The sequence below is a fragment of the Micromonospora sp. NPDC047753 genome, assembly GCF_040642735.1.
In the GTDB taxonomy this organism is placed as follows: Bacteria; Actinomycetota; Actinomycetes; order Mycobacteriales; family Micromonosporaceae; genus Micromonospora.
Genome location: NZ_JBEYSL010000104.1, coordinates 1 through 15620, shown reverse-complemented (window position 1 = coordinate 15620; position 15620 = coordinate 1). Strand labels below are relative to the sequence as shown.

The 15620-nt window shown below is 70.6% G+C and carries 14 protein-coding genes; 4 read left to right on the top strand and 10 right to left on the bottom strand.

Going from position 1 to position 15620, the window contains the following annotated elements:
• Positions 1-263 (bottom strand): class I tRNA ligase family protein (locus tag ABZ749_RS12005; RefSeq protein WP_357226488.1); only part of this gene is annotated, 263 nt, incomplete at its 3' end.
• A 306-nt stretch (positions 264-569) separates the two neighbouring features.
• On the opposite strand from ABZ749_RS12005, the gene ABZ749_RS12000 reads away from it, so the two are divergent.
• A complete protein-coding gene (locus tag ABZ749_RS12000) occupies positions 570-1229 on the top strand; it encodes a helix-turn-helix domain-containing protein (RefSeq protein WP_357226499.1) in 660 nt (219 codons plus the stop codon).
• 1038 nt (positions 1230-2267) lie between these two features.
• Positions 2268-2828: a hypothetical protein gene (locus ABZ749_RS11995; protein WP_357226486.1), complete on the top strand. Its 561-nt coding sequence runs from the start codon at positions 2268-2270 to the stop codon at positions 2826-2828.
• A gap of 200 nt (positions 2829-3028) precedes the next feature.
• Here the strand turns inward: ABZ749_RS11995 and ABZ749_RS11990 are convergent, their stop codons facing one another.
• From ABZ749_RS11990 to ABZ749_RS11980, 3 genes are all read right to left on the bottom strand, one after another.
• Complete coding sequence (locus ABZ749_RS11990) at positions 3029-4723, bottom strand: S8 family serine peptidase (protein WP_357226483.1); 1695 nt, start codon at positions 4721-4723, stop codon at positions 3029-3031.
• 188 nt (positions 4724-4911) lie between these two features.
• Entirely contained in the window at positions 4912-5607 is a 696-nt protein-coding gene (locus ABZ749_RS11985) for an HAD family hydrolase (RefSeq protein ID WP_357226496.1), read from the bottom strand.
• Positions 5608-5685: 78 nt separating this feature from the next.
• Entirely contained in the window at positions 5686-6651 is a 966-nt protein-coding gene (locus ABZ749_RS11980; protein ID WP_357226478.1) for a DMT family transporter, read from the bottom strand.
• Positions 6652-6737: 86 nt separating this feature from the next.
• Between ABZ749_RS11980 and ABZ749_RS11975 the strand changes: the two genes are divergently transcribed.
• On the top strand, positions 6738-7283 hold the full coding sequence (locus ABZ749_RS11975) for a CGNR zinc finger domain-containing protein (RefSeq protein ID WP_355005906.1): 546 nt from the start codon (positions 6738-6740) through the stop codon (positions 7281-7283).
• Here the strand turns inward: ABZ749_RS11975 and ABZ749_RS11970 are convergent.
• The 3 genes from ABZ749_RS11970 to ABZ749_RS11960 all read right to left on the bottom strand — a co-directional run bounded on the left by ABZ749_RS11970 (position 7250) and on the right by ABZ749_RS11960 (position 8932).
• Positions 7250-7849, bottom strand: coding sequence for a GNAT family N-acetyltransferase (locus ABZ749_RS11970; RefSeq protein WP_357226473.1), 600 nt, complete (start codon positions 7847-7849; stop codon positions 7250-7252). The genes ABZ749_RS11975 and ABZ749_RS11970 overlap by 34 nt on opposite strands.
• Positions 7850-7946: 97 nt before the next feature.
• Positions 7947-8129: a DUF397 domain-containing protein gene (locus tag ABZ749_RS11965; protein ID WP_354940258.1), complete on the bottom strand. Its 183-nt coding sequence runs from the start codon at positions 8127-8129 to the stop codon at positions 7947-7949.
• Positions 8120-8932 (bottom strand): helix-turn-helix transcriptional regulator, encoded by an 813-nt coding sequence (locus ABZ749_RS11960; protein ID WP_357226493.1) that lies wholly within the window; start codon positions 8930-8932, stop codon positions 8120-8122. The genes ABZ749_RS11965 and ABZ749_RS11960 overlap by 10 nt, the downstream gene beginning before the upstream one ends.
• A gap of 552 nt (positions 8933-9484) precedes the next feature.
• Between ABZ749_RS11960 and ABZ749_RS11955 the strand changes: the two genes are divergently transcribed.
• Positions 9485-9775 carry a hypothetical protein gene (locus ABZ749_RS11955; protein ID WP_357226469.1) on the top strand — a complete coding sequence of 97 codons (291 nt, stop codon included), beginning with the start codon at positions 9485-9487 and terminating at the stop codon, positions 9773-9775.
• A gap of 15 nt (positions 9776-9790) precedes the next feature.
• Here the strand turns inward: ABZ749_RS11955 and ABZ749_RS11950 are convergent, their stop codons facing one another.
• The 3 genes from ABZ749_RS11950 to ABZ749_RS11940 form a co-directional block, all read right to left on the bottom strand.
• The gene (locus ABZ749_RS11950) at positions 9791-11200 is read right to left on the bottom strand and encodes a class II fumarate hydratase (protein ID WP_357226466.1); all 1410 of its coding nucleotides are present in this window, start codon (positions 11198-11200) and stop codon (positions 9791-9793) included.
• A 35-nt stretch (positions 11201-11235) separates the two neighbouring features.
• Positions 11236-14214 (bottom strand): BTAD domain-containing putative transcriptional regulator, encoded by a 2979-nt coding sequence (locus ABZ749_RS11945; protein ID WP_357226462.1) that lies wholly within the window; start codon positions 14212-14214, stop codon positions 11236-11238.
• Between the two features lie 258 nt (positions 14215-14472).
• Positions 14473-15620 (bottom strand): FumA C-terminus/TtdB family hydratase beta subunit (locus ABZ749_RS11940; RefSeq protein ID WP_357226458.1); only part of this gene is annotated, 1148 nt, incomplete at its 5' end.

The window sequence follows — 15620 nt, the reverse complement described above, 5'->3', positions numbered from 1 at the left end:
GACCAGAACGGACGACCCTGCTCGCCGGCCTTGACCAGGATCTTGTCGTCGATGTCGGTCAGGTTGCGAATGAAGGTGACCTCGTAGCCGGCGGCCAACAGCCAACGGCGCAGGACGTCATAGTTGACGCCGGAGCGAAGGTGACCGATATGCGGCGGAGCCTGAAGGGTGAGACCACACAGGTAGACCCCCACCTTGCCGGCTTCCCGCGGGACGAAGTCCCGCACCGATCGGGTGGCGGTGTCATACAGGCGTAGCGTCACCGTACAAGGGTAGCTGTCCGTGCCTGTCCGGGTCCGCCGGTGCCGGGTCGTACGCTGCCAGGCGTGGATGCGACCGCACGCTCCGGCGGCTCCGGTGACCCGCCAGCCAACCCCACCACCCCCGCCGACCCGGCCCTCCACCGGGCTTCCGGGCCGACCGACGCGACCTTCGGATCGGCCGGCGCAGGTGGAGGGCGGTCCGGCGCCGCCCCCGGGCGGGCCTCCGGCTCGCCCGACGCGGCCCACGGGCGGCCCGAGGCTGGCGTGCGGCCGGCCGACCCGGCCCACGGGCGCGCTGAGGCTGGCGTGCGGCCGGCCGATGTGGTTGCGGGGCGGGGCGGGGAGACGTCGCAGACGCTGGACCGGGGGTTGCGGCTGCTGCACCTGGTCGCCGAGGTCTCCGGCGGTCTGACCGTCACCGAGGCAGCGAATCGGCTCGGCATCGGCCGGGCCGCCGTCTACCGACTGGTCACTGCGCTGACCGGGCACGGCATGCTGCGTCGCGACGGAGACGGTCGGCTGCGCCTCGGTGCCGGGTTGCTGCATCTGGCCCGGCGGGCCCAGCCGCTGCTCGCCGAGGGTGCGCTGCCCGCGCTACGCCGCCTCGCCGAGCAGGCCGGCGCGACCGCACACCTGACCGTCGTCGAAGGTGGCGAGGGCGTCGCCCTGGCCGTGGTCGAGCCGAGCTGGACGTCGTTCCACGTCGCGTACCGGGCCGGGGCACGACACCCACTGGATCGGGGGGCGGCCGGACGGGCGATCCTCGCCGGTCGCGCCGGCGTGGCCGAGCCGCTCAGCAGCAGCGGAGAGTTGCAGGCCGGGGCGTACGGGGTGGCCGCACCGGTGCTCGGCGTACCCGGCCTGGAGGCCAGCGTCGGCGTGGTCGCGCTCGCCCCGCTGGACGTCGACTCCATCGGCCCTGAGGTGCTGGCCGCCGCCCGCGCGATCGCCACCGCCCTCAGCTGACCCCTGACCGCCGCGCGCCCCCACCGCGCGCCCTTACCGCACCGCCGCGCGCCCTCACCGCCCCGCCGCGCGCCCTCACCGCCCCGCGGCGCGCCCGCCGCACCGCCGCCTGCCCCGTCCCCGCGGCTTGATCAACTCGGGTTCACGGAAGTCGCGGTGTCCCAGAGCCAGCGACCGCCCGAATTTCAGGAACGCGAGTGGATCACCGCCCGTCGGCGGCTCGAATGCCTGATTGGTCGGCCGCACTGGCCGCAGCCATAGCACGATTGGCTGGCGGATTCGTGGTTGTCCACAGGGCCGGCGGCACCTCCGGGCCCGGTTGTCCACAGGGGTTTCGGTGGCCAGTCGGTGGTCGGCAGGCTGCGTGGCATGCCCCCACGTCCGCATCGCCCCGATGCCCTGACCTGGCAGGTCTTCCGCGGCTCCGACGCTGTCCGAGGCGGCCTGCTCACCGAACATCAGTTGCGCAACTCTGCCTGGGTGCGGTTGCGCCACGACATCTACGCCGATGCGCGGTTGGATCGGGACCACGCCCTCGCGTGTCGCGCCGCCCTCCTCCGACTACCGCCCGGCGTGGTGGTCGGCGGTCCGTCGGCCGCCTACCTGCACGGCGTCCAAATCGCCGCGAGCTTCACCGACGACGTCCACGTCCTCGTACCCCGATCGTTACGGGTCGGCTCACAGCGCGGCCTCCGCGTGCACGTCAACGCCGTCACTCCACTGACGGCGAACGAGACCGCTGAGCCGACGGCGTCAACCACGCGACGACCGGCAGGCACAAGACGACCACCAGACGCAGGACGACCGCCAGAAGCGAGCTGTCCGTCGACCCCAGGGAACCGGCCAGACGCAGGACGACCGCCGAGCGCGGGAAGTCCACGTGATGCAGCGCGACCTACGGGAGTGGGCCGCTCGCCTGCCGGCGGAAGGTCACCACGCCCAGCACGGCAGCTGTCCCGCCCGGCCGCCGTGTCCGTCGGAGCAGGGGGCTTGGTCGTGGCCGGCCCGGGCAATGACTGGGCGGCGGCCAGTCCGCCCATGACCAGGGAGCGGGACCTCCCGATCCCCCGGTCCGATCCCGGGCGGGCCGCCTGGGAGACGGCTGTCTGGCTCGACCCGATCCGGGCGGTCGCCATCGTCGACTCGCTGCTCGGTCAGGGGCTTGCCGACCGCGACACGCTCAACACCATGGCTGCCCGCAACGCTGACCGCCCCGGGGGCCGACGAGCGCGCTGGGTGTTTGACCTGGCCGACGGTGGAGCCGAGTCTCCGCCGGAATCCCAGCTGCGCGTCAGGTTGGTGTTGGGTGGGCTGCCGCGCCCGGCGGTTCAACATCCGGTGCGCCTGCCCACCGGACTTGTTCTGCATCCCGATCTGGCCTGGCCGCAATATCGGGTGGCGGTGGAGTACGACGGAAAGTGGCACTCCGGCGTGGAGCAACTGCACCGCGATCGCCGTCGGCTCAATCAGCTTGTCACCGCGGGTTGGCTGGTTCTGCACGTGACCAGTCGGCGGCTGCACGGTGAGTTCCCAGCGGTGCTTCGAGAGGTACGCGACGCGCTGGTCAGCCGCGGCTGGCGACAGGGATCGTCCAAATGACCAGGATCAACTCGGGTTCCTGGAAACCGCGCCATCCTTCAGGCACCAACACCGCACCTTCCAGGAAACCGAGTCGATCATCGCCGCTCGTCGGGCGACGGCCCGTGATCGCAGGCATGGACGACCCGAGGCCCGGTCGACGACGTGTCGACCGGGCCCCGGGGCACGGTGGCGGTTGGCCCACCGCAGTGCGATGTGCGCTACGGGCGGGCGTTCGGCTTGAACGGGGTCTTCACCGCCGCGTAGGCGTCGACGATCCCGTAGCCGTAGAAGCCGTTGAAGTTGACCCCACCGGCGCAGTACGCGTCGTAGGTCTCGTCCCGGCCCTCGTTGCGGTACTGCTGGAGGCGCGGCTCCGGGCACGCGTGCTCGGAGGCCGTGCGGTAGAGGTGCTGCTCGACCTGGTCCGGCGACATCCCGAAGCCATTCCGACCCTGCGCCTTGCCGTACCGGCTGACGATCAGCGCGGCGACACCGGCAGCGTGCGGGGACGCCATCGAAGTGCCCTGGAGGTACGTGTAATAGCCGCACTCACCGTTGGCCTTGCACTGCTTGAAGACCGAATTCTCGAAGCCGGGGACGATGTTGCCGTCGGCGTCGACCGATCCTTCCTCCTGAAGCACGTGCTTCGGGTACGAGGAGAGGATCATGTTGGCGTCGGTACGGAAGGTGTCGGTGCCGAAGCCGTCCCGGAACCAGCCTCCCGGCGCGGCGACCGAGATCTGCTCGGTGCCGTAGTTGGAGAAGTCCGACTTCTTGCCGGACGGGCCGACCGACGACACGCCGATCACGTGCGGGCCCTCGGTGGGGAGGTCCCAGCAGCTCTCGTTGTCGATCGGTCGGGGGTACGGGTCGGCGCCGTAGTCGGGGCTCGAGACATCGGTGCGCGGTGCACCCAGGTCCTCGTTGTTGTTGCCGAGCGCACCGACGAGGGTCACGCCCTTGTTGTGCGCGAAGACCAGCGCCCGCTTCATCGCCTTGATGATGGCCCGCTGCTCGGCCTGGTCCTCGGGGGAGTCGGCCGGGTTGGCGGTGCAGTTGTAGAGCCACGGGTCGACATAGAACGACATGTTGACCACGTCGATCCCGGAGCGGCCGGCGTAGACCAGAGCGTTGACGACCGGGTCGAGGAAGAAGTAGCCGGAGTCCTGGCCCCCCTTGAGCTCGACCAGCGAGACGTTCGGGGCGACGCCGGAGAGTCCGAAGCCATTGGCCGCGGCGCCGATGGTGCCGGCCACGTGGGTGCCGTGCCCGCCGTCGTCGGTGCCGACCGGGTCGAGGCAGCTCGGCACCTCGCAGGGGCCGTCCACGTCGGTCAGGTCAGGCGCGAAGTTGCGCGACAGCGACCAGTTGAAGTTCGGCGCGATGTCCGGGTTGCTGGCGTCGACGCCGGTGTCCAGTACGCCGACGGTCACCCGACGGTCGCCCGGCTCGATCTTGCGGGCCTTGTCGGCCCGGATCATCTCCAGGCCCCAGAGCTTGTCGTCGAGCGGATCGAGCTTGGCGCCCTTCTTGGCAGCACCGGCAGCACCGGCACGAGCACCGGCAGCGGCCAGCAGGTGCTCCTGCTCGACCCGGTCCAGCTTCGGCTTGCGGCCGATGGCCTTCTGCTCGGCGGCACCGATCAACGTCGGCGCGGCGGTCGCCCTGGCCGCGAAGTCGGCCCGGTCGCTGCTGACCTGGAACATGCCGACCTCATCGGACCGGGACACCACAGTGCCGCCAGCCGCCCGGATCGCGGCGACGGCGGTGTCGGTGGCGACACCATCCTCGGCGACGACGGTGAAGGTCCGGGAATCGCTCGGCGCGGCGTTGGCCGGCACACCCAACCCCGTAGCCGTAAGTGCCAGCACAGCCGCGGTCGCGACCGTACGGGCGGTGAAGCGCTTGCTCACCACATCGGATCCTCTCGTTGAGGGACGTGCCAGCCATCACACAACACCGATCCGCATCGCGCCAGATGAACGCCCGTTATGGCCGTGAATCACGCCAGTTCGGGCCGCACCCCGGCCACACAGCAGGCCGTACAGACGCAGGCCGCACAGACACAGGCCGCACAGACACTTGCGCCCGCCGGCTCGACCTACACGCCTACCGCGTCGACACCCAGGTTCGCGAGCGCGGCCGGCAGCTCGGCCATGCCGGATACTTCGGCGTCGGGTGGGCAGCCGGGCGGGCGAGGCAGGCCGAGTCGGTTCAGCCACACCGACCGCAGGCCGGCCCGGCGAGGCGCCACCACGTCGTGCTCCCATGAGTCGCCGACGTACACGATCTGTCCGGCTGGCACCCCGGCCGCCGCGACCACCGCGGCGTAGAACTCCGGGGCCGGCTTCTTGGGCAGGCCGTTCTCGTGCGCGTACAGCTCGAAGGCGAACTCGCCGCTGAGTCCGCACCGTTCGGCTCGGCTGTTGCCGTTGGTGGCGAAGCCCAGCGTGTACCGGCCCCGCAGCGTGGCCAGCGCCGGTGGTACGTCCGGAAACGGGCGGGTGAGGGCGAAGCGCTGGGCGAAGAAGAGGTCTGTTATCTCGTCCAGGTGGTGGACGAGCGCGGCGCGGGCCAGCGACCGGGCCAGTGCGGCGCGCCGGATCTCCGCCACCGGGGCGGCCTTCAGCTCGCCGAAGACCGCGCCCCAGTCCGACTCCAGTTCGGCAAGCGTCACCCCGGCCGCCGCCGATGTCCGTCGTCTCATCTCGTCGAGGACCGCCACCAGCCCGCCCGTGACCGCCGGACGCAGGTCCAGAAGCGTTTCGTCAGCGTCGAACACCACAGTGGTCAGCACGACACCCACCCTCTCACCGTCAGCGCAAGCCAGCGGCAGCGCAAGCCAGCGGCAGCGGCAGCCAGCGGCCCGCCGAGGTCACCGACCGTCAAGCGCCAGCTCGGGCTCGGGCGTGACCGGGGCGGGCGTCGAGGGCGACTCCCGCAGTTCGTCGAGGCGTACCAGGGCGACGCCGGCGACGATCAGCGCACCGCCGAACAACTGCCAGCCGGTGGGCAGCTCGTTCAGGAACAGCCAGGCGATCAGCACCGCGAAGAGCACCTCGGTCAGCCCGAGGAACGACGACAGGCGGGGCCCGAGGATCCGGGTGCCGGCGATGCCGGCGAGGTACGCGATGACGGCGGCAACCAGCGACAGCCCGGCGATGGGCACCAACCAGCTGGTGGGCTGCCCGGCGAAGGTGACCTCGCCGAAGGTGGCGTGCAGCGGCAGCAGGCCGGTCAGCCCGATGAGGAGCAGCATGGCGGCGCCGACGGCCATTCCGCCGCTGGCCATGGCGACCGAGGGCAGCCGGGGGTCGACCCTGCCGGCGAGCACGAAGTATCCGGCCAGGCCGAACGCCGCGCCCAGCCCCCAGAGCACGCCCACCGGGTGGAAGTCGGCGGTGCCGGCGAGGTCGAGCACGAACGCCAGCCCGGCCAGCGCGGCCACCGACCCGGCGATGGTGAGTCGGCGTGGCGGCTGCCCGTGCCGCAGCCACATCCAGGCCACGACGAGGATGATGCCCAGGTATTCCAGCAGCAGCGCGACACCGACCGGCAGGTAGCGCACGGCGTTGAAGAAGCACACCTGGGCCAGGCCCACACCGAGGAGCCCGAACAGCCCGATGGCGGTGGCGTTGCTCCGCAGCGCGTCCCATTTGCCCCGCAGCGACAGCAGGGCGGGGATCGCCAGCACCAGGGCGGCCACGCCGACGCGGGCGATCACCGCGGACTCGGCTGACCAGCCGGCCTCGATGAGCGAACGGGCGAAGGTTCCGGAGGTGGCGAAGGTGACTGCGGCGAGCAGCGCCAGTCCGACGCCGGCAGCAGGTCGAGAGTGCATGTCGCGCTCCTCGCAATGGGCACCGTGTCATGAGCAAACTATCCTTGTGCTGATGACGCTAGGCGGGAGCCGTGACAGGAGTCAAGTTGCTATTCGCTCATGACACCGAATGTTCGCTGATCGCCGCCGCGGCGCTGGTCAACACCGCAGGTCGGGACGGTGAGTTGCTGCCCGACATCGCGGCGCTGGACGCGTTCTTCGTCCGCCACTCCTACAGTGGCCGGCACGAGCACACCGAGGCCGAGCTGCGCGCCGTACGGGAACTGCGGCCCCAACTGCGCCGCATCTGGCACGCCGAACCACCCGAGATCGTCGCTGTGGTCAACGGCCTGCTGCTGGAACACAAGGCGCTGCCCCAGCTCATCGAGCACGACGACGAGCCGTACCACCTGCACGCCGTTCCCCGCGACGCGCCGCTGGCCACCCGGATCGCGGTCGAGGCCGCCATGGCGATGGCCGACCTGGTCCGTAGCGGCGAGCTGAGCCGATTGCGGATCTGCGAATACCCGGACTGCGACAACGTCGTCGTCGACCTGTCCCGCAACCGCTCCCGGCGGTTCTGCGAGGCCGGCTGCGGCAACCGCGCCGCAGTGACCGCCTACCGCGCCCGCCGGGCCGCCGGCCGCTCCTGACCGACGGTCGCCCACTCCTCGGCCCGCACCTCGTACTCCACCTCGCCCTGCTCGGTGCCCGGAATCGGGTGATCCCACTGGAGGTGGAAGGTCCGCACGTAGTGCAACCCGGCCTTCACCATCACCCGCCGGGAGCGTTCGTTGACAGTCATCGTCTCGGCCCAGACCCGACGCACCCCGACGGTGTCGAAGGCGTACCGGACCAGCGCCCGCGACCCCTCGGTGGCCAGCCCCCGCCCCCACGTCGAGCGGCGCAGCCGATAGCCCAACTCGGCCTCGGTGCCGTCCGCCGACGGGTCCAACGCGAACCAACCCAGGAACTCTCCGGACTGCCGATCATGCGCCGCCCACCGACCCAGCCCGGGATACCTCTCGTACTGGGCCAGCAGCCTCGGCAACTGCTCGTCGCGCACGGTGGCCAGCCGGGTCGCGACGCCGCCGGTCAGAAAACGCATCACCTCGGGGTCGCTGTCCAACTCGACCAGCACGTCCACGTCGGCAATCGTCAGCCGCCGCAACCGCAGCCGCTCGGTCCCCGCCGGCACACCCACGCCATCGTCACCCATGGCCCGGATCATCCGTCCCGCTCACGACCCCGTCGACCCGTTTACCAGGGCCAGTAGTGCGGAGAACCCGACCGCCGTCGCGGGCGAGGCGGTCGGGTCAGCGCGGGGGCGCGACCACGAAGAGCCGCCAGGAGTACGCGTCGACAACGAGCACGGGCCCGTCCGAGTCCTTGCTGTCTCGCACCCCGACCACCTCCCCAAGATTCGTAGCCACCTCGACACACTGGTCGTTGGAACCACTCCGGCTGCTCTTACGCCACCGGGCTCGGGTCAACTCCACGACTCTGCCACTTCCCTCAGCAACTCGATCGACTCCTGCGGTGGCAACGCCTGCCCGAGGGTAGCTTCCCAGGTCCGTTGTAGACGCAACAGATCCGCAGGTCGATCGAGTTCCTGGCCGCCGATCTGGCCACCAAGGTAGGCAAGATCGCTATGGTCGTCCACGGTGGCAAGGATGAATGGCCCGTTCAGGCCGGGATACTCCTCGGCCGAGCGAGGCACCACATGGAGCTGAACCCGCGGATGCTCGGTCGCCAAGCGCGCCAGGTGCAGAGACTGCTCGCACATGACCTTCCGACCGCCGACGCGTCGCCTCAGCACCGACTCGTCAAGCACCGCGACCACATGCGGCGGGCGATCCCCGTAGAGGACCCGCTGGCTGTCCATTCGGTCCGTCAGCCGACGCTCGACCTCATCGGCATCGAGCAGTCGGTCCGATTCGAAGATCGCGCGAGCATAGTCTTCGGTTTGCAGCAGTCCAGGGACGTGCAGCGGGTCGAACCATCGCAGCGCCCGCGCCTCCGCGAGGATCGCACGCCAACCGCGCAGCCAGGCCTGAGCCTTGTCCAGGCTGACCAGTTCGGTGGACATCCGGCCGAAGAGGCCGCCGGTGTCGAGGGCCCGGTCAACGAGTTCCAGGTACTTGGTGGTGGGCACCTGCTGGCCCAGCTCGACAGCGCTGACCATCGACGCCGAGTAGTTGACCGCCTTGGCCAGCTCATCCTGACTCCAGCCGAGCCGAGTCCGCGCCCGGCGCAGCTCCGCGATCAGGAACGCCGCCGCCGTCATCTGTCCATCGGCCATGCCGTGCCCGCCCTCCACCCCGCCGACGATCATCTCCAGCCGGCCGCCAGCGGCGGTGCCACCCAGAACAGGGCGACTATGACGACGCGGCCAAACCCTTCCGACCGTAGTCGCCCGATCACCAGACTGTGAAGTGCGGCACCGCTCCCCGTCCCCCGGGATCTGCCGGCGCCGCGCGGGACCGCCCGCTCCCCCGTGCCGGGCGGTCCCGACCCCACCGAAGCCGACCGATCCACCAAGATCGCGCTCGATCCTGGAAACAGTGGTCTCCTGGCGCGCGAAGGCCACTACATCCAGGATCGAGCGCGATCTTGACACGAGCAACGCAGCGCAGAGCGTCAGCGCAGTCGGCGCAGAGCGTCAGCGCAGTCGGCGCAGCGCGGCACCGCCGGCGCAGTCGGCGCAGCGCGGCACCGTCGGCGCGGTCAGCGCGACACGGCCGGCGCGACACGGTCAGCGCGACACGGTCAGCGCGACGCGGTCAGCGCGACGCGGTCAGCGCGAGCGGGGGGTGATGCCACGAACGATTCAGCTCCAAAGGAGGACCCCACCATGCCCCGGAGCGCCCTGGGCGGGCTCACCACACGCTCCTGCCGGCCGCACCTGCCGCTGCGCCCACTCTGGCTCTGCCGGGTCTGCGCCGCGCCCTGGCCGTGCCCCGTCGCTCGACTTGCTCTGCGGCAGGAGTACGCGCAAGACCGGATCGGGCTGAGCATCTACCTGTGCACAGTGCTGCACGAGGCGGCTCACGACCTGTACCTACTCAACCCGCACGACGGCCCCGACCCTGCGGCGCTCTTCACCCGCTTCCTCGGCTGGGCAAGACCGCGACACCTGTACTGAGCGGGCCAGGACGGGTCAGGGGTGGGTCATCCGGAGCAGGTCCAACGTCTCGTCCAGTTGGGTCTCGGTGAGCTTGCCGGAGTCGACGTGGCCCCGGGAGATGACCACCTCGCGGATCGATGCCTGCTTGGCCAACGCCTCCTTGGCGATCGACGCGGCCTCGTCGTACCCCAGGTAGCGGTTGAGTGGGGTGACGATCGACGGTGAGCCCTCGGCGTACGCCAGGCAGACCTCGGCGTCCGCGACCAGGCCGACCACCAGCCGGTCGGCGAAGAGCCGGCTCACCGCGGAGAGCAGCCGGATCGACTCCAGCAGGTTGCGGCCCATCACCGGGAGCATCACGTTCAGCTCGAAGTCGCCCTGTGAGCCAGCGAAGCCGACCGTCGCGTCGTTGCCGACGACCTGGGCGCAGACCTGCCGCATCGCCTCGGCGACCACCGGGTTGACCTTGCCCGGCATGATCGACGAGCCGGGCTGGAGGTCCGGGATGCGTAGCTCGCGCAGACCGGCGCGGGGACCGGAGCCCATCCAGCGGATGTCGTTGGCGATCTTGTAGAGGCCGATCGCCACGGTCCGCAGTTGCCCCGAGGTTTCCACAAGCGCGTCTCGCGCGCCCTGCGCCTCGAAGTGGTTGCGCGCCTCGCTCAGCGGCAACCCGGTCGACTCGCGCAGCTTGTCGATCACGGCGGCGGCGAAGCCGAGCGGGGTGTTGATCCCGGTTCCGACGGCGGTGCCGCCCAACGGCAGCTCGGCCAGCCGGGGCAGCGCGCCCTCCAACCGCTCGATGCCGTAGCGGACCTGGGCGGCGTACCCTCCGAACTCCTGGCCGAGGGTGACCGGGGTGGCGTCCATCAGGTGGGTACGCCCGGCCTTGACCACCGTCTCGAACTCGGCGGCCTTCGCCTCCAACGCCGACGCGAGGTGGGCCAGCGACGGCAGCAGATCCTCGACGATGAACTGGGTGGCCGCCAGGTGGATCGAGGACGGGAAGACGTCGTTGCTCGACTGGGAGGCGTTGACGTGGTCGTTCGGGTGCACCGGTGAGCCCAGCTCCCGGGTGGCCAGGGTCGCGATCACCTCGTTGGTGTTCATGTTCGACGAGGTCCCCGAGCCGGTCTGGAACACGTCCACCGGGAACTGGTCGTCGTAACCACCGTCGGCCACGTGCGCGGCGGCGGCGGCGATCGCGGCGGCCACGTTGGCGTCGATCACGCCCAGCTCACCGTTGACCTCGGCCGCTGCGCCCTTGATCTGGGCGAGGGCCTTGATCTGGGCCGGTTCGAGGCCCCGGCCGGAGATCGGGAAATTCTGCACCGCACGTTGGGTCTGCGCCCGCCACAGCGCCTCGGCGGGCACCTCCACCTCGCCCATCGAGTCGCGTTCGATGCGGTAACCGGTCGCCTCTGGAGTCGTCACGCGTACCATCCTGCCGCGCCCGTGGCCGACTCGCAGATGATCCGTCAGCCCAATTCGGCCAGCAGCCGTTCCACCTCGTGCCGGTCCGGCGACTCGATCTGCCGGAACAGTGCCAGCGCCCGGGTCAGGTGCGCCCGCGCCACCGTCGGGTCGGTCGCCAGCAGACAGCGGGCGATACCCTCCAACGCCCGGCCCTGCTCGTGTCGGGCACCCAGCCCGGTGGCGTCGACGAGCACCCGACGATGCAGATCGAGCGCGCTGGTCACGTCCCCTTGATCCAGGATGGCTCGGGCCAGCAGGTTCCGCGAGGCGCACTGGGCGACGCGGTCGCCCGCCTCGGTCATCGCGACAAGTGCGGAGCGGTGCAGGTCGGCGGCCCGTTCCGGTCGGCCAGCCTCCCGTTCCATCATCCCGATTTCGTTCAACACCTCACCCTCGCCGAACCGGGCGCCCACCTCACGCTTGACGCGCAGCGCCACCCGCAGCAACCGCTCGGCCGGCACCACGTCACCCATCCGATGCCGGGTCATTCCGAGGTGCCCGAGAGCGTTGCCGATCCGGCGCAGGTCGCCGACCTCGCGGGCGATTCCCAGGTGTAGTCGGGCAATACGCAGCGCCTCGTCGTGCCGCCCCCAGAGCAGCAGGGTCATCGTCAGGTTGTTGAGTTCGTTCGACAGCCCCGGCATGTCGCGCATCCGCGTCGCCAGTGCCCGGGCGGAGTCGTAGCACTCCCGGGCCCGTTGGAACTGAAAGTTGGCGGCGTACGAGGTGCCCAGGTTGCCGAGGTTGTTGCGGTACTCGAGGCGCAGACCGAGCCGGCCGAAGAGTTCCAGCGACTTCTCCATCAACCGAACCGACTCGGGGAAGTCCCCCAAGCGGTAGTGGGCCGAGGCGAGATAGTTGAGGATGGTCGCCACCGCACGGTCGTCGCCCAACTCCTCGGCGGCGCGCAGCCCCGCCGAGTGCGTTTCGATCAACTCGTCCAGCCGGCCGCTCTCGAACTGGGCGTGCCAGCAGGCCCTCGCCAGTTGCCAGCAGTGCCGGAGAAACCCCTCGGTCTCCGCCAACCGGACCACTGCGGTCCACGAGGCGAGGTTCTCGTCGAGCCACTCTCGGCTCTGCTCGGCGACGATCGTGCCGAGGTCGGCCCGGATCGGCGCCGTCACCATGATCAGCGAGTGGGACGAGGAGAGTTCCCTCTTGCGGGCGATCGCCACAGCGACCTGCAGGTGATGGTCGAGCAGACGCTCGATGGCGGCGCGCCGCTCGCCGGCCCGTTCCGGCTCGGCGACAAGCGTCCGCGCGTACTCCCGGACCAGGTCGTGCAACCGGTACCGGCCCGGCTCCGTCTCCTCCAGGAGGTGCGCGTCCACCAACTCGTCCAGCAGGTCCTGGGTCTCGGGCAGTGGCAGCTCGGCCAGTACGGCGGCGACCAGGTGGTCGAACCGCACCCCCGGGTGCAGACCCAGCAGCCGGAACGCGCGCTGCGCCACCGGCGACACCTGGGCGTAGGACAGGGCGAAGGCGCGACCGACGGATCGTTCACCCGCCTCGAACTCGGCCAACGGATCCGGTCGGGTGCTCAGCCGCTCGGCCAGATCGGCGATCTTCCAGTGGGGCCGGTGCGCCAACCGGGCACCGGCCAGCCGGATGGCCAGAGGCAGGTGACCACAACGGCGGACCACCTCGACGGCGGCGTCCGGTTCGGCCGCGACCCGATTCATGCCGACCACCCGCCCCAGCAGCTCCACCCCCTCGTCGGTGTCGAGCACGGGAAGCGACGACGGCCGTCCCTCGTCCACCCCGACCAGCCGGCGACGGCTGGTGATCAGGATCAGGCACTGCGAGCCGTTGGGGAGCAGTGGTGTCACCTGGTCGGCGGTTGCCGCGTTGTCCAACACCAGCAGGGCCCGCCGGCCGGCCAGCTCGGTGCGCCAGAGCGCCAACCGGTCGTCCTGGTTCCCCGGTACGCGCTCGTCGGGCACACCGAGTTGCCGCAGCAGCGTGGCCACAGCCGCGGCCGGCGTCAACGGATTGCGCTCGCTGTGCCCGTGCAGGTCTATGTAGAGCTGGGCGTCCGGGTACTCGTCCGCGAGCGCGGTGGCCAGATGCACCGCGAGGGTGGTCTTGCCGCTGCCCGCCATGCCGTCGATGAGCTGGATCCGGGCGCCGGCCTCGACCTCCTTGGCCAGGCGGGCCAGCGTCTGCTGCCGGCCGGTGAAGTCGCCGATGGCCCGGGGCAGCGACCGGACCGCTGCGACCGGTCGCGCTTCCCGACCGGCCAGGGCCAGGTCACCGGCGAGTACCCGCTGGTGCAGTTCCTGCAACCCGGCACCCGGTTCGATGCCCAGCTCGTCGGCGTAGAACCGCCGGCCCTCCCGGTAGACCGCGAGCGCGTCGGCCTGCCGCCCGACCGAGGACAGCGCCAGCATCAGTTGACCGCGCAGGCGCTCCCGCAATGGATGCCTGTCGACGCTCTCCGCCAGTTCCTCGATCAGCTCGGCTGCCTGACCGAGGCGCAGCTCGACATCGACGCACTCCTCCAGCGCGGTGAGGCGCTGCTCGTCGAGTGCCTGCGCACGACGGCGGACGCTCCGGCTCGGGATTCCGCCGAGCGCCGGCCCCCGCCACAACGCCAGGGCGGCACGGAATTCGGCACGGGCGTTGACCAGCCGGCCGGCCGCGACGGCGGTGCGGGCCGCCTCGACCGTACGCCCGAAAACCTCGGCGTCCAGGACACCCGGGGCGGTCCGGACGCCGTACCCGACCGGATCGGTGATGATGGTTTCCGGGGGCAGCCCCAGCTCGGTGAACCGGCGGCGCAACCGCGACACGCAGGTCTGCAACTGGGCCCGGGCGGTGGCTGGGGGATTGTCCTCCCACACGGCGTCCACCAACTCGTCGACCGGCACGAGGCGGCCGGCCCGCAACAGCAGTGTGGCGAGCACGATCCGGTCGCGTCCCGCGGTGACAGTGGACTCGCCACCGCCCACCCGCAGGGGCCCCAGGATCCCGAACCGCATCTACTCCCCCGCATCACTGTGCAACTTCCAGCAGCGTAGTCCGGGTGTGACAGTTCGCCACGGTCAGGCGATAGCGATCTGATAGCGGATCAACAGCGGTGCTCAGCACACTCACAGTGGGTTGTCGGTGACGGCATCCGACGGGGGCGGTGCGCCCGTCCCACCCCCAGGGGGCGGGCGTACCGATGTCGGCAGAGCACGGACGACAGAACGGGCGCCGGGCGAGTTCGCCCGGCGCCCGTTCGCGTACCTGTCGGGTCAGCGGCGGCCGACGGTGAGCACCGGCTTGGTGACCTCGGCGAAGAAGTCGTTGCCCTTGTCGTCGACCACGATGAAGGCGGGGAAGTCCTCCACCTCGATCTTCCAGACCGCTTCCATGCCCAGCTCCGCGTATTCGAGGACCTCGACGTGCTTGATGCAGTCCTGGGCGAGGCGGGCTGCGGGGCCGCCGATCGAGCCGAGGTAGAAGCCACCGTGCTGCTGGCAGGAGCGGGTCACCTGACCCGACCGGTTGCCCTTGGCCAGCATCACCTGGGAGCCGCCGGCGGCTTGGAACTTCTCCACGTAGGCGTCCATCCGGCCGGCGGTGGTCGGGCCGAACGAGCCGGACGCGTACCCCTCGGGGGTCTTCGCCGGGCCGGCGTAGTAGACCGCGTGGTCACGCAGGTACTGCGGCATCGGCTCCCCGGCGTCCAACCGCTCGGCGATCTTGGCGTGGGCGATGTCCCGGGCGACCACGAGTGGCCCGGAGAGCGAGAGGCGCGTCTTCACCGGGTACTTCGACAGCTCCGCGCGGATCTCGTCCATCGGCCGGTTCAGGTCGACCCGGACGACCAGCTCGGCGTCGAGCGCATCGTCGGTCACGTCGGGCAGGAACCGCGCCGGGTCGGTTTCGAGCCGCTCCAGCCAGACACCCGACGGGGTGATCTTGGCGACTGCCTGGCGGTCTGCCGAGCAGGAGACGGCGATCGCCACCGGGCAGGACGCACCGTGCCGGGGCAACCGGACCACCCGTACGTCGTGGCAGAAGTACCGCCCACCGAACTGCGCGCCGATGCCGAAGTTGCGGGTCAGCTCCAGCACCTCCGCCTCCAGCTCCAGGTCGCGGAAGCCGTGCGCGCTCATCGAGCCGGCGGTCGGCAGCGCGTCGAGATACTTGGCGCTGGCGTACTTCGCGGTCTTCAGCGCGTACTCGGCGGAGGTGCCGCCGATGACGATGGCCAGGTGGTACGGCGGGCAGGCCGCGGTGCCGATCAGCCGCAGCTTCTCCTCCAGGAACTGCATCATCCGCGTCGGATTGAGCAGCGCCTTGGTCTCCTGGTAGAGGTACGACTTGTTGGCCGAGCCACCGCCCTTGGCCATGAACAGGAACTTGTACGCGTCGGGGCCCGGCTGGGGGCCGTGGG